At 46.0% G+C, this 13,071-nt stretch carries 13 protein-coding genes; 8 read left to right on the top strand and 5 right to left on the bottom strand.

Going from position 1 to position 13,071, the window contains the following annotated elements; all coding sequences use genetic code 11:
• Window positions 1-13: 13 nt before the first annotated feature.
• From DVG78_RS12745 to DVG78_RS12730, 4 genes are all read right to left on the bottom strand, one after another.
• Window positions 14-946, bottom strand: coding sequence for a D-2-hydroxyacid dehydrogenase (locus DVG78_RS12745; protein ID WP_114461464.1), 933 nt, complete (start codon window positions 944-946; stop codon window positions 14-16).
• 136 nt (window positions 947-1,082) lie between these two features.
• Window positions 1,083-2,402, bottom strand: coding sequence for a Fe-S cluster assembly protein SufD (sufD, locus tag DVG78_RS12740; protein WP_114461463.1), 1,320 nt, complete (start codon window positions 2,400-2,402; stop codon window positions 1,083-1,085).
• Window positions 2,403-2,481: 79 nt separating this feature from the next.
• Window positions 2,482-3,237 (bottom strand): Fe-S cluster assembly ATPase SufC, encoded by a 756-nt coding sequence (sufC, locus tag DVG78_RS12735; protein ID WP_114066418.1) that lies wholly within the window; start codon window positions 3,235-3,237, stop codon window positions 2,482-2,484.
• A 350-nt stretch (window positions 3,238-3,587) separates the two neighbouring features.
• Window positions 3,588-4,430: a dienelactone hydrolase family protein gene (locus DVG78_RS12730; protein WP_114461462.1), complete on the bottom strand. Its 843-nt coding sequence runs from the start codon at window positions 4,428-4,430 to the stop codon at window positions 3,588-3,590.
• Between the two features lie 139 nt (window positions 4,431-4,569).
• Between DVG78_RS12730 and DVG78_RS12725 the strand changes: the two genes are divergently transcribed.
• From DVG78_RS12725 to DVG78_RS12710, 4 genes are read left to right on the top strand one after another with little or no spacing between them, the layout of a single operon-like run.
• Window positions 4,570-4,932, top strand: coding sequence for a BlaI/MecI/CopY family transcriptional regulator (locus DVG78_RS12725; protein ID WP_114066420.1), 363 nt, complete (start codon window positions 4,570-4,572; stop codon window positions 4,930-4,932).
• A gap of 24 nt (window positions 4,933-4,956) precedes the next feature.
• Complete coding sequence (locus tag DVG78_RS12720) at window positions 4,957-6,852, top strand: M56 family metallopeptidase (protein ID WP_114461461.1); 1,896 nt, start codon at window positions 4,957-4,959, stop codon at window positions 6,850-6,852.
• Complete coding sequence (locus DVG78_RS12715) at window positions 6,849-7,772, top strand: hypothetical protein (RefSeq protein ID WP_114461460.1); 924 nt, start codon at window positions 6,849-6,851, stop codon at window positions 7,770-7,772. Before DVG78_RS12720 ends, DVG78_RS12715 begins: the two co-directional genes overlap by 4 nt.
• Before the next feature lie 12 nt (window positions 7,773-7,784).
• Window positions 7,785-8,561, top strand: a complete 777-nt coding sequence (locus tag DVG78_RS12710) for a hypothetical protein (RefSeq protein WP_147277069.1) — start codon at window positions 7,785-7,787, stop codon at window positions 8,559-8,561.
• A gap of 99 nt (window positions 8,562-8,660) precedes the next feature.
• Here the strand turns inward: DVG78_RS12710 and DVG78_RS12705 are convergent, their stop codons facing one another.
• On the bottom strand, window positions 8,661-9,503 hold the full coding sequence (locus DVG78_RS12705; protein ID WP_158550020.1) for a universal stress protein: 843 nt from the start codon (window positions 9,501-9,503) through the stop codon (window positions 8,661-8,663).
• Between the two features lie 140 nt (window positions 9,504-9,643).
• Between DVG78_RS12705 and DVG78_RS12700 the strand changes: the two genes are divergently transcribed.
• From DVG78_RS12700 to DVG78_RS12685, 4 genes are all read left to right on the top strand, one after another.
• The gene (locus DVG78_RS12700) at window positions 9,644-10,426 is read left to right on the top strand and encodes a hypothetical protein (protein WP_114461457.1); all 783 of its coding nucleotides are present in this window, start codon (window positions 9,644-9,646) and stop codon (window positions 10,424-10,426) included.
• 44 nt (window positions 10,427-10,470) lie between these two features.
• Complete coding sequence (locus DVG78_RS12695; RefSeq protein WP_114461456.1) at window positions 10,471-11,577, top strand: alcohol dehydrogenase catalytic domain-containing protein; 1,107 nt, start codon at window positions 10,471-10,473, stop codon at window positions 11,575-11,577.
• Between the two features lie 30 nt (window positions 11,578-11,607).
• Window positions 11,608-12,399 (top strand): alpha/beta hydrolase, encoded by a 792-nt coding sequence (locus tag DVG78_RS12690; RefSeq protein ID WP_114461455.1) that lies wholly within the window; start codon window positions 11,608-11,610, stop codon window positions 12,397-12,399.
• Between the two features lie 71 nt (window positions 12,400-12,470).
• Entirely contained in the window at window positions 12,471-13,052 is a 582-nt protein-coding gene (locus DVG78_RS12685) for an O-methyltransferase (protein ID WP_114461454.1), read from the top strand.
• The last annotated feature ends 19 nt before the right edge of the window (window positions 13,053-13,071 follow it).

Genomic DNA, 13,071 nt, shown 5'->3' with positions numbered 1-13,071 from the left:
TACCCGACTAATTTTATTGGAGATATCCCCGAATATTCTCGGCTACCTTATGCACCAATCGCGTGCGGGCTTCGATGCTCGACCACGCAATGTGCGGTGCCAACAACAATTTTTCTTTTTTCTGCAATTGCATGTACGGGTGTGAGGCAGGAATCGGCTCCTGCGTAAATACATCAATGGCCGCCCCCGCAATCAACTCATCGTCAAGCGCTTTGGCCAAATCAGCTTCGTTCACAATGCCCCCGCGACTGGTATTGAGGAGCAAGGCCGTGGGTTTCATTTGAGAAATGCGTGCATAATTGAGCAGATTTTCTGTCTCCGCGCTTAAGGGCGCGTGAATGGAAATCACATCACAGGTTCTGAGAAATTCATCCAACTCCAACCGCTCATAAATAACGTTATATTCTTGCCCCGAAGCCGAGAAATACACCACCTCAGCGCCGAAAGCCAAGGCAATCCGCGCTACCTGTCGACCGATTTCGCCCAAGCCCAATATCCCGAAACGCTTTCCGTTCAGCTCCCAATAAGGGCGGCCCAAGTGCGTAAAAATGCGCTCATTGGAATATTCTCCCGTTTTTACATAATCATCATAATAGGCCGTAGAATTGAGCAAAGCCAACAGCAACGCAAACGTCTGCTGCGCCACGCTGTCGGTCGAGTAACCTTTTACGTTTTTGACCTGAATGCCCAACTCATGCGCCGCCGTCAGGTCTACGTTGTTTGTGCCCGTAGCCGCTACACAAATGAGTTTAAGCGTTGGCGTGCTGGCCATCGCCTCCCGCGTCACTTTTACTTTGTTGGTAATCACCACTTCAGCGCCCTGAATGCGCTCCGCTACTTGCTCAAGTTGCGTATCAGGATGCAGGATGGTTTCGCCCAAGGCGTTCAATTCGCCCAAATTGGGCACATCGCCGAGGGTACGGGCGTCTAAAAAAACGATTTTCACGGTGTATTAAGAAATTGGTAAATAGCTTTTTTATCTATTCACAAAAGCAATAAAACAGGAAAAATTACCCTCAAAAAAAGCCCATAAAAAAATCCCTATCTCACGACAGGGATTCAATATTGGTTTTCAGAATCATTTATTGGGCCAACTTTTCAACAATCAGTCCCGATAAATATTCCCGAATTGATTCAATTTTGATTTGACTGATCACGTCCTCGCAGAAAGCATACATCAACAGCGTAACGGCTTCGGCTTTAGGAATCCCGCGTGAGCGCATGTAAAAAATCGCTTCGTCGTTGAGTTTCCCCGTCGTGGTTCCGTGCGAGCATTTTACGTCGTCGTTGTAAATTTCCAACTGCGGTTTGGTGTTCATCGAAGCTTCGTCCGACAGCACTACGTTGCGGCATGATTGATACGCGTTGGTCTTGCTGGCGTACTCGCGCACAAAGATTTTACCGTTGAAAACCCCCGTCGATGTATCCTTCAAGATACCTTTGTACAACTCATTGCTGTACGAATTGGGCTTGGCGTGGTCAACGAGCGTATGATTGTCGACGTGCTGTTTTCCGTTCGGAAAATATAAGCCGTACATGAAAGACTCACAGTGTTGGCCGTCCAAAACGATGTTGAGGTTGTTGCGCACAAAACCCCCGTTTACCGTCACGGTTACGGCATAAAAGTGGCTCTTGTCTTTCTGAATCACCTGCGTTGTACCGATGTGGTAGGCCTTTTCGGTCTCGTTTTGTACTTTGTAATACTGAACGTTGGCGTTTTCTTCCACCACAATTTCCGTCACCACGTTGGTAAACGAACCGTTGTCGCCGATGGTCCGGAATGCTTCGGCCATTTTCACTTCCGCGTTTTTGCCCACCACAATCAAATTGCGGGGCTGCGATGCGGCATTGGCGGTGCGGGCATCAGTAATAAAACGCAGAATGATAGGCTCTTCCACAACTTTGCCCGCAGGAACGTGAACGACCACGCCATCGTGCGCAAAAGCGGTATTGAGGGCCGTAAATGCTTCGTCTTGGTAATTGGCGTAATGGGCAAAATAGGTAGCCAACAGTTCGGGTTTCTCTTTTACCGCCCGACCAAAATTAAGAATCTGCAACTGGCTTTCGGGAGAAACAATACTCGAAAGCTCGGCATTGTACATTCCGTTGACGAAATACAGCACGTTGCCCTGCAAATTTGGAATTTCGAGCGTTTCTACGTCGTTCGCGCCAAAGTCAGATTTTACGTTGAAATCAAACGCCTGTTTTACCAGGTTATTGACGTTGCTGTATTTCCATTCCTCGTGCTTGATGGTCGGGAAACCCAACGCTTCAAAGCGTTGCATAGCTTCGCGACGCTTTTGGTGGACTTCGGTTTTGGCCTCACCATTCAGGCGGCTTTCCGTAGCCTGAAAATCTGCGACGAGTTGTTGTTTTAAATCGTTATTGAGGATATTGCTCATTTTTTTCCTGTAGGATTGTCAATCGTTAACCGTTAGCTATATACTTTTCGTAACCGTTAACTTTTAACCATTAACTCATTTACAACGCTGCCACTTCGGCTTTGATCCAATCGTAACCTTTTTCTTCGAGTTCAAAGGCGAGTTCTTTCGAGCCCGATTTTACAATACGACCTTTGTACAATACGTGTACGTAATCGGGAACGATGTAGTCAAGCAAACGTTGGTAGTGGGTTACGACGATGACCGCACGCTCAGGCGAACGAAGTTTGTTAACTCCCTCAGCCACAATTCGTAAAGCATCAATATCCAATCCCGAATCGGTTTCGTCGAGAATAGCCAATTTAGGCTCCAACATGGCCATTTGGAAGATTTCGTTACGTTTTTTCTCACCACCCGAAAAGCCTTCGTTCAATGAGCGTTTCAGCAACGCATCGTCGATGTTAACGATTTTGGCCTTTTCACGCATGAGTTTCAAAAACTGCGCCGCGTCCAAAGGCGCTTCCCCGCGTGATTTGCGGATTTCGTTGAGCGCGGTTTTCAAGAAGTTGATGGTCGTGACGCCTGGAATTTCGACAGGGTACTGAAACGCCAAAAAGATTCCCGCCGCAGCGCGCTCTTCGGGCGACATTTCGAGCAAATCCTGCCCTTCAAATTCAACACTTCCTCCCGTTACTTCATATTCTTCACGCCCCGCCAATACCGATGCGAGGGTACTTTTGCCCGAGCCGTTGGGGCCCATTATTGCGTGGACTTCGCCGGGTTTGATTTCCAAATTGATTCCTTTCAAAATCTCTTTATCGTCAACCGACGCTTGTAAATCCGTAATTGTAAGCATAATACGTGTATGTTATCTTGTTCAGGACGGAGCAAACCTCCGAAGTATATCAGAAAAAGTCTGCAAAATTACAACAAAGAGTTCAAATAACCCTTATGATATTTGATAACAATTCTAAATAAGGAAAAGTTGGGAGAAAAGAAATAAAATATAAGGGCAGCCCTTTTTCGTGAACCGAAAAACAGAAGAACCCAAAAATGATAAATTTAAAACGGAATACCGTAGGGGCAGGCCTCGCGTCTGCCCGATAACGAGGAAGAGGAATAAAAAGGGCGAACTAAAAAAATGGACTAAAACAAAAAAAGGGCGGACGCAAGGCCCGCCCCTACAATAGGGATAATCGGGTATAACTAGCTCAATTTCTTTTTCAAATACCCCAAAGCGTTTTTATAAGCATCGGCGGTAGCAGTTGGGTCGTGCTTGGGATTGCTTGGATTGGCAAAACCGTGTACGGCATCGTACATCTTGATCGTGACCTGCTTACCCGCCGTTTTCATATTTTCTTCAAATTTCGCAACCGTAGTCGGTGGAATTCCTTGGTCTTGGCTACCAAAAATACCCAACACGTCTACATTCAGGGTTTTGAGTTTTTCTACATCATCCACCGGACGGCCGTAATACATCACGCAACCCACCGCCTGCTTTCCTTCCAACAAGGCCGATTGCAACGACAGCATTCCGCCAAAGCACCAGCCCACACTCGCAATTTTTGCGTCTTTTCCTGCGTAGGCAATACCCCCTTTCATGATTGCCTCCAAGCGCTCTTTGGGCGTTGATTGCATGATTTTACCCGCTTCTTGGGGCGTGGTGCCCACCTGTCCGTCATACATATCAAGGGCCAGTACGTTTACGTCGCCGAGGTCATTATAGAAGGTTTCAGCTTCTTTTTTGATGTGGTCGTTCAGCCCCCACCATTCTTGATAAACGAAGAGCCACTTATCCGATTTTTTTGCTGATTTGATAAAAAAAGCCGACGCAGGTTTGCCGTCAGAAGTTGCGAAGGTAATCATCTCACCTTTGCCCGCGTAATGAAAAGGCAACGGCGCTTCGTGAAGCATCTGGAAAGCAGGGTCAGCCCCTAGCATAGCCATGTCGTGCTCCGAGGTTTGGCACAATGGAATGGGCGCTTCCAGCGGACGAGGGGTAAACGCCTGCATGGCAAACATCGCCCCAACGAGAATCAGTTTTTTCATTTTTGAATGTGATAAGGTGAACAACTGTAGTAACACGTAATTCTAACCAAAATTGACAAAAATGGTTCAGAAAACAATACTTGAAAATAAAACTATAAAAATAGTTTGTAAACTATAAATATAGTTATATGTTTGTTTTATGGAAAAGCTCACCAACAAAGAAGAGGAAATCATGCAGGCGCTCTGGAAAGCCGAAAGTGCTTTTGTGAAAGACCTATTGCCTTATTTTACCAACCCACCGCTGCATTACAACACGGTGTCGACCATCATTCGTAATCTTGAAGAAAAAGGCTATGTAAATCATCGTTCGTTTGGGAATACACATGAATATTTCCCGCTAATCAGCAAAGAGGAATACCAGAACCAGTTCGTAATCAACAAATTGGTTGGTGACTACTTTGACAACTCTTACAAAAATCTGGTATCGTATTTTGCCCAAAATGACAAAGTAAGTGCCGATGAACTGCGGGAAATCCTGCGCATGATTGAACAAAACGAATAACAGCAAACCCATTAACGCTTAACCATGAACTACGAACTCCTTTCCTATCTCCTGAAAGCCAGTTTGGTATTGGCCATTTTGACCACCGCCTACGCGTGGTTGGTAAAACGTGAGACTTTTTTGAACGTCAATCGGTGGTTGTTATGGATCAATGTAGCGGCCACCTTGTTGTTGCCCATCATTCCCCTCCCCGATTTGGAATGGGTGCCCGATGCCCCCGCCCAAGCCGTGGCCGTCGTTTTGCCACTCAAACCAGCTAACCCAGTGCCAAAGGTGACAAAATCGGAGCCATTCATTGCTCCCAGTCCTCAGGCAACGACGGTATCAAGCGCGGTTTTGAAAGATTCATCGCTTTCGGTGTGGGATTGGATCGGCATCGTATATGGCGTAGTGGCAGGTTTGTTGGTGCTGAAATTACTGATTCAGCTGGGAGCCCTCTGGCGACTGCAACACGGCAGTACTCAGTACGAAACCGAAGACGGCGTGTACTTGATTGAGAGTGATAAAATTGCCTCACCTTTTTCGTTTTTCAACCGTATTTTTTACAATCCTACCCACCACAACGACGACGAATGGGCGCAGGTGTGGGCGCACGAATGTGTACACGCGCACCAACTCCACAGCATTGATATGCTCACGGCCGAGGTGCTGAAAATCGTATTTTGGTTCAATCCCTTTGCATGGTGGCATCAGCGACTGGTGCAAGAAACGCTCGAATTCATCACCGACCGCGCGGTGCTGGACAGCGGCATCGAAAAGAAATCGTATCAATACCATTTGCTTCGCACTACACTCTCAGCCGACAAACAGACCTTCACCAACCACTTTGGTGGACCGCATTTCAATAAATCGCTGTTGAAAACGCGCATTGAGATGATGAACAAGTCAAAATCCAAATGGATGGGCGTGGGGAAATACTTCCTTTTTGTGGCAACGCTGTGGGTTTGTGCGGCTTTTACCAAGCCCTATCGGGCTGAAATAGCGGCAAAAATTGTAGAGAAAGTGCCAGAATTGAAGGAAGTTTTTGAAAGACAAAATCCTCCTTTGACGCAGCTTAATGACTTTGTACTTGAAGCCCCCCCCAAACCTGAGAAGAAAACCGTTGTCTCAGTCAATTCATCATCAAAAGACACTTTAGTCTCGCAAACCAAGTATGTCATATACAAGGATAACAAACTGCATTGGGTCGTTACCCCCACTATGACCTTTGAAGATTTTCTTGCTATCCATGAAGAATTTGAAAAAGTAGGTGCTACATTTTACGTAAAAAAGACCGATTACGACCCCATAAGCCATTATTTATCACGCATTTACCTGAAAACTTCTTTTTTGAAAGATGGTGAAGATTGTTATACCAATGTTTCGGGTGCAAAGCAAGAACCCATTACTGCTTTTGGGGGCTGGGTAGCCATTGAAGGTGGTAGGGCTGAAATAGATAAAACTTCATTTGATAGCCAGTTCAGTTCAGTTGTAGCAGCGGACAAAGAAAAAGTGGATAAATGGCGAGCAAGTCATTCTAAGGAATATCGTAAAGCCGAATTGGAGGCAGAAAGTCGTAAAGGTGAACTCGAATTGAGAAACTATGAGTCTCAATGGAGAGGTAGTACCAATAAATTTTATTCCAGCCCTTTAAAAACCCCAAATGGAATAGCCAAATTCAGCCCAGACGCTCTCCAAAATCTCTGCCAAATGGGTGCTCGCAATCGTATTTATTTTGAAGAAAGGCAACTGCGTATTGAGAATCTCTACAAATCCTCTGAGTTTTTCATTAATAATCAGCCAAGTACATTTCAACAGGCAGAAAAGTTAACCATTGATGAAATTCGTTATATAGTTTCTTACGCACTTTACACAGACTCCACACGCAAATCAGCCCATCGAACGATGATAATTTTCACAAAAGATTCTAATAAGCCATGAAAACCCTCACTAAACCAGACCATTTCACCTTCATCAACCACTTTGGCGTACCGCATTTCAATAAATCACTGTTGAAAACGCGGATTGAGATGATGAACAAACAATATACGACTTGGAAGACGGTCGGCAAGTACTTCCTATTCGTGCCTGTACTCTTTATAGTACTCTCATTTTCAAAGCCTTACCTTATCGCCAATAACCAAACAAAGTATTTAATTCAAACAGATGATGCCATTGAGTGGGTTATTACGCCCAAAATTACAATGAAGGATTTGACGAAAATACAGGAAGCTATCGAAGCGCATGGCGGAACGTTTGAAATAACATCGTATCAATTAGACCCTTTACACTTGTATGTCCAACAAATGGCTACCATGGAAAGTACTGAGAAAAGTGCAGGTTCTTCCCACTACGGAAACCCGCATTCACTTCGGCCTATTAGGTGCGGTTTTCTAAAATTGGATCTCAAGACAAACAAAATCATTCATCATAGCAGAGAATCTCCCTTGGCTGACTTACAGAAAGTGGTGCTGGAAGACCGCACAGAGGCAGAGAAAGCCTATAACGAAAATGCCCTTGAATATGAATTAAGAGAGAAACAGGTGCAACTGGGAACATTTTGGGAAAATATTCAATATCTAACTGTCACTTCTTTTCCTGAAAACCAATCGCCGTTCTTTAGAGTGTTATCGGGAAAATCCACTTCTGTTTGGAAAGATAAACTTTCAGGCGCAGAAATATTAAAAGAAGCATTAAAACATCCGAGTGCGATTACACGAGTTAACCGACACCCGATTGCCCATGAAGATTTAGCCAAACTTGATGTAAAAACGATAAAAGATGCATTCATCTTCGACATCTATGATGAAAAGAAAGATTATGCCAAAAAGACGTATCTACTTGTTCATACTAATCCTTAAATTCAAACAGCCATGAAAACCCTCACTAATCCAGACCATTTCACCTTCACCAACCACTTCGGTGAGGTGCATTCAAATAAATCAAGGTTACATAGTCGTATTGAGATGATGAATCGTCAATCCACATGGCGAAGCAGTTGGCGGTATATCACACTGAGTTTATTGTTGTTTTTAACAGCGATGTGTCAGCCACTGCTGCAATCGGAGCCAGAGAAAGAAGCCATTCCTAAAAATGATAAAAGCCAGAGGCCAAATATTGCCCAAATGACCGTCAGTACAACCTCTCACTCAGGGGATACCATCATCTTTGAAAACTACAAACAAGGCCAGCTGGTGAGTAGGGTTAAAATGGTCAACCCGAATAAACATACCTCCTACACTTGGACGGGCGACATGAATCAACTCATGGAAGCAAGTTTTTTTAAACGAAAAAACACCATGCTCTACGTTCGGGCCAATCATCACTTAGCTCTTTACGATGAATACAAGAAAAGCGTGACGGTATTTGTGGATGGAAAGCAAGTCTCATTGGAAGAACTAGAGAATGTGCACATCAGGCAGGTAGCCCACGTATATGCGCACAAGCGCGCCTCAAAAGAAAATTTATATGGTGTTACCGAGGAATACCGGAATAATCAAAAGCCAGTTCCTGAATTAAAAATGATTCAAGCCTCCACCCGCAAACCCCACGAAACTGATTTCGTCATCTGGATTGAACGGGCACCCAACCGTTTGAAACGCGATTCGAGTTATTATGTATTCAGCCCTTTTTATTCGGGCGATTTTTAGCCCCCCCAAACACAAAGACACCTGGGCCAAAGCAGGCCCAGGTGTACTCTAAACAACCCATTCTCGCAAGATTTTTAATATTTTTATGAGGCAAATTTCTTACGCCTCCAATGTCTCCATTTGTTCTAAGTGACAAATCAGTATCGGGATATGCGACGCCAACACCATTTTTTTGGAAAGGCTCGGATTAATCAATCCCGATAACCAGTCCCGCTTACGGGTAGCCATGACAATCAAATCTGCATGATGTTTGTCGGCATATTTTTGCAATCCATCCACAACCGACTCTTCGTCGATGGCGTGGAGGGTATACTTTTTATCCCCAAACGCCGCTTTGATGTCGCCGATAAACTGCTCATCATCAAACACATTCACTTCAAAAGACGCATTTACTTTTACAAGGTCCAATTCAGCATTAAAATGTTCGGCTAAATTGAACGCAAAGCCCAAGGCATTTTCTTCGGGTCGCTCCAACTCCGTGGCATACACGATTCGCTTAATGTCTTTGGTGTGCGCCTGCGGCGGCAACACCAACACAGGGCACGCGGCCTTGGCCGAAACACTCGTGGCTACACTGCCCATCAGTTTATCGAGCCAGCCCCCTTTGCCCGTGCGGCCCATGACGACCAAAATCGGCCTCTGCTCGATGACCTCGTCCAAAATCACCTCTGTTGCCGAGCCAAATACGAGTTTACTTTCACACGCAAACCCATCTTGGTTACATTCGTTTTCCCACGCTTCTAGCTTTTCTCTGTCAATTTTCTCCGTCTGTTCAGCCAGTGCAATCAATGCTTCCGGCGGCAGGTTAGGGTCAATGATTGGCGGATGATACGCATGTACCAATGAAATTCCCGCATCGTACCTTTCTGCAATTATTTGCGCAAATTCAAGCGCTTTTTGGGAGTTGTCAGAGAAGTCCGTGGGTACCAAAATTGTTCTCATTGTTTTTCTACGTTGGTTGGATGCCATAAAATTGTGCTATTTAAGGGTGAAACTATATGACAAAAATCAGTTACCTTGGTGATAAAAATCACCCCTCTGGGTAGAACTACTGAAAAAACCCGTTTTAACGTCAAAAATGTATGTCAATGAAGAAACAATTTACACTCAATTTGCTCGCTTTCCTATTGTTTTCGGCGTGTTTTGCCCAGAAGAACCCAGCCGCCGCAGGCTTCGACGCCGCGGGCTCTGACGCCAAAGCCATCGAAATAGCCGACCAAGTGATGGAAAACATGGGAGGGCGCAAAAATTGGGATAAAACGCGCTACATCGCTTGGAATTTCTTCGGAAATCGAAAACTGATTTGGGACAAATGGACTGGCAATGTGCGCATCGACAATGTCAATAACGACCAGACCATTCTTTTAAACATCAATACCGACAAAGGACGCGTGTTCAAATACGGACAGGAACAAACGGCTCCCGATTCGACCGCCAAATATGTAAAAAGTGGAAAAGGCGCTTGGATAAACGACAGTTATTGGCTCTTAATGCCTTTTAAACTGAAAGATTCGGGCGTAACCCTCAAATACCTCGGCGAAGACAAAACGCAGGACGGCGTAGAAGCCGATGTAATCCAATTGACCTTTAAAGGCGTAGGCAATACCCCCGACAATAAATACAAAGTATGGGTAAAGAAAACAAACCCTATGGTGTGGCAATGGGCTTATTATCCCAAGTTTGATGCCGAGAAGCCGGGCTTCATTCGTCCGTGGACCGACTACAAGCAACACGGCAAAATCATGATTTCTGGCGAGCGTGGCGACCGCGACCTCACCGACATCATGGTGTTCGATAAACTTCCCGAAAGCATTTTTACCGATTTTAAACGCCCTGATTTAAGCCAATATCCGAAAGCCAAGTAGAAATCCGTTATCCGTTAATCCGTATATCCTTTTTCCAAAATAAAATGCTTAACGCAAAAGCAGCCATTGCCAACGGCACGGGCAGTTTTTCTATTCAAATGCTCCAAGTAGCCGCCCCGCAGAGCGATGAAGTGCTGGTACAAATCAAAGCGGCGGGCATCTGTCATACAGATTGGGATTCGCAATCGTGGGGCAAACCCCTCGTAATGGGCCACGAAGGCGCGGGCATCGTAACCCAAATCGGTCCTGATGTAACGAATCTTCAAGTAGGCGACAAAGTGATGCTCAACTGGGCCATCCCGTGTCACAAATGCTTTCAGTGTCAGGAAGGCAACCAACATATTTGCGAAGTCAATTCGCCCGTTACGGCGGGCAATAAGGCCTCTGGCGGCCACGCTACACTGGCCTCTACCCTTCTGGAAGGTCAACCCATTGAGCGCGCGTTCAGCCTCGGTACGATGGCAGAATACACGTTGGTGCGAGAAGCGGCCTGCGTCAAAATCACGGTCGAGATGCCTTTTTCGTCAGCAGCCATTGTGGGTTGCGGCGTCATGACGGGCTACGGCTCAGTGGTCAATGCCGCCAAGGTCAAAACGGGGAGTTCGGTCGTGGTACTCGGCACGGGTGGCGTGGGGCTAAACGTTATTCAGGGAGCGCGGATTGCGGGCGCGGCCAAAATCATCGCCGTAGATATCAATCCCTTACGCCTCGACATGGCCCGAGAATACGGCGCTACCGATACGGTATTGGCCGACAAAGCCGATAAAGGCTTATTGCAGGCCGCTCAAACGGTCAAATCCATGACCAACGGGCGCGGCGCTGATTACGCCTTTGAGTGTACCGCTATTCCCGAACTTGGCGCGGCACCGCTCGCTATGGTTCGCAACGCGGGCGTAGCCTGTCAGGTGAGTGGCATTGAGCAGGTAATTAGCATTGACATGAACCTGTTTGAATGGGACAAAATCTACATCAACCCCCTCTACGGCAAAGCACGCCCACAAATAGATTTTCCGATTCTCCAACAACTCTACGCCAAAGGCGATTTGATTCTGGACAAAATGGTCACTAAAACCTACGCTCTAGACCAACTCTCCGAGGCCTTTGCGGATATGCACGCGGGCCGAAATGCGAAGGGGGTGATTGTGTTTTAGAGCCACTCCATCATTTTGATTTTATAATGTATGTCCCAATTCTTCACCGTCGAACTCTCCGACCCACGTTTTGAATCCGACAATCTGCGCTTGATTACGGTCAAAAGCATGGCTCTCAACAAACGCGCCGATATCAGCGTCTTTGTACCCAGTGTTCCTGTTTCTGAACTCAAAGGCATGGTCATTCTCCTGCACGGTGTGTATGGAAGTCATTGGGCCTGGACGCTGAAAGGTGGAGTGCATAAAACCGCCCATAGGCTTATTAATGAAAACAAAATGCCGCCCATGCTTCTGGTCATGCCTTCCGATGGGCTATTTGCCGATGGCAGTGGGTATGTTCCTCATGTGTCGGAAGACTATGAAAAATGGATTGTGGAAGATGTGGTCAGTGTGGTGACCCAACAAATCGCGGGGCGTCCATTGCCGCTTTTCATCACGGGGCTTTCGATGGGCGGGTACGGTGCCATGCGGTTGGGCGCCAAATATTCTGATAGATTCAGGGCTTTTTCCGGTCATTCATCCGTGACGGAGTTGGGCCAATTGAGCCAATTTGTGGAAGACTTTGACAGACTGCTTTCATCTGTTCAAACACAAGAATCAGTTCTAGAGAGTATACTGCAACACAAAGCCACGCTCCCACCTTTTTGGTTTGATTGTGGCACAGATGATATTCTTATTGAATACAATCGACACCTGCATCAGGCATTGGTGCAGCACGGCATTGACCATCAATACAATGAGTTTTCAGGTGGGCACGAGTGGCCTTATTGGGAAGAGCACATTGTGGATTCTTTGCTCTTTTTTGGTCGTTTTTGTCCTTGATTTTTTATCACGCAAAGGAGCAAAGAAATTTCGTTCGGAGTCATACCTTTGTGCGATACTAAAACAACGCTATGAACGATACAGCCATTACCCACAAACCCTCTGTTATTGAAAAAATAGATGCGGATGCCGCAAAAATCAGCTTTGGTCAACCTTCCGACGATTTGACGGGGGTATTTCTCCGCACCATTATTGCTTCCAAACCTGCGGGGAAATTTCTGGAATTGGGAACGGGTGCGGGGCGCGCCACGGCTTGGATTTTGGAAGGAATGAGCGCTGATTCTAGCCTCATTTCGGTAGAATTTGATGAAAACCTGATTGCCATTGCCCAAAAACACCTTGGCCAAGACCCGCGATTGGAGTTGATTTGCCTTCCCGGCGAAGAGGTCATTGTGACCATTCCTACCGATAGCTTTGATTTGATTTTTGCCGATACATGGCCTGGCAAATACAATCATTTGGCCGAAACCCTGAATTTGGTCAAACCGGGCGGGTTTTATATCATCGATGATATGCTCCCCCAACCCAATTGGCCCGAAGGACACGCCGAAAAAGTAGCAGCGCTTATCAAAACCCTCGAAGAAGATACCCGTTTTGAAATGGTTAAAATGTCGTGGGCATCGGGTGTGATTATATTGGTCAAAAAGGCATAAATCAGAGACTTTCCAAGTT

The organism is Runella aurantiaca, assembly GCF_003339505.1.
Classification (GTDB): Bacteria; Bacteroidota; Bacteroidia; order Cytophagales; family Spirosomataceae; genus Runella; species Runella aurantiaca.
This window is presented reverse-complemented; position numbering and strand designations above follow the sequence as displayed.

Coding starts and splice junctions, on each gene's coding strand:
- sufD (WP_114461463.1), bottom strand. CDS start 2,402: ATGAGCAATATCCTCAATAACGATTTAAAACAACAACTCGTCGCAGAT.
- sufC (WP_114066418.1), bottom strand. CDS start 3,237: ATGCTTACAATTACGGATTTACAAGCGTCGGTTGACGATAAAGAGATT.
- DVG78_RS12730 (WP_114461462.1), bottom strand. CDS start 4,430: ATGAAAAAACTGATTCTCGTTGGGGCGATGTTTGCCATGCAGGCGTTT.
- DVG78_RS12725 (WP_114066420.1), top strand. CDS start 4,570: ATGGAAAAGCTCACCAACAAAGAAGAGGAAATCATGCAGGCGCTCTGG.
- DVG78_RS12720 (WP_114461461.1), top strand. CDS start 4,957: ATGAACTACGAACTCCTTTCCTATCTCCTGAAAGCCAGTTTGGTATTG.
- DVG78_RS12715 (WP_114461460.1), top strand. CDS start 6,849: ATGAAAACCCTCACTAAACCAGACCATTTCACCTTCATCAACCACTTT.
- DVG78_RS12710 (WP_147277069.1), top strand. CDS start 7,785: ATGAAAACCCTCACTAATCCAGACCATTTCACCTTCACCAACCACTTC.
- DVG78_RS12705 (WP_158550020.1), bottom strand. CDS start 9,503: ATGAGAACAATTTTGGTACCCACGGACTTCTCTGACAACTCCCAAAAA.
- DVG78_RS12700 (WP_114461457.1), top strand. CDS start 9,644: ATGTCAATGAAGAAACAATTTACACTCAATTTGCTCGCTTTCCTATTG.
- DVG78_RS12695 (WP_114461456.1), top strand. CDS start 10,471: ATGCTTAACGCAAAAGCAGCCATTGCCAACGGCACGGGCAGTTTTTCT.
- DVG78_RS12690 (WP_114461455.1), top strand. CDS start 11,608: ATGTCCCAATTCTTCACCGTCGAACTCTCCGACCCACGTTTTGAATCC.
- DVG78_RS12685 (WP_114461454.1), top strand. CDS start 12,471: ATGAACGATACAGCCATTACCCACAAACCCTCTGTTATTGAAAAAATA.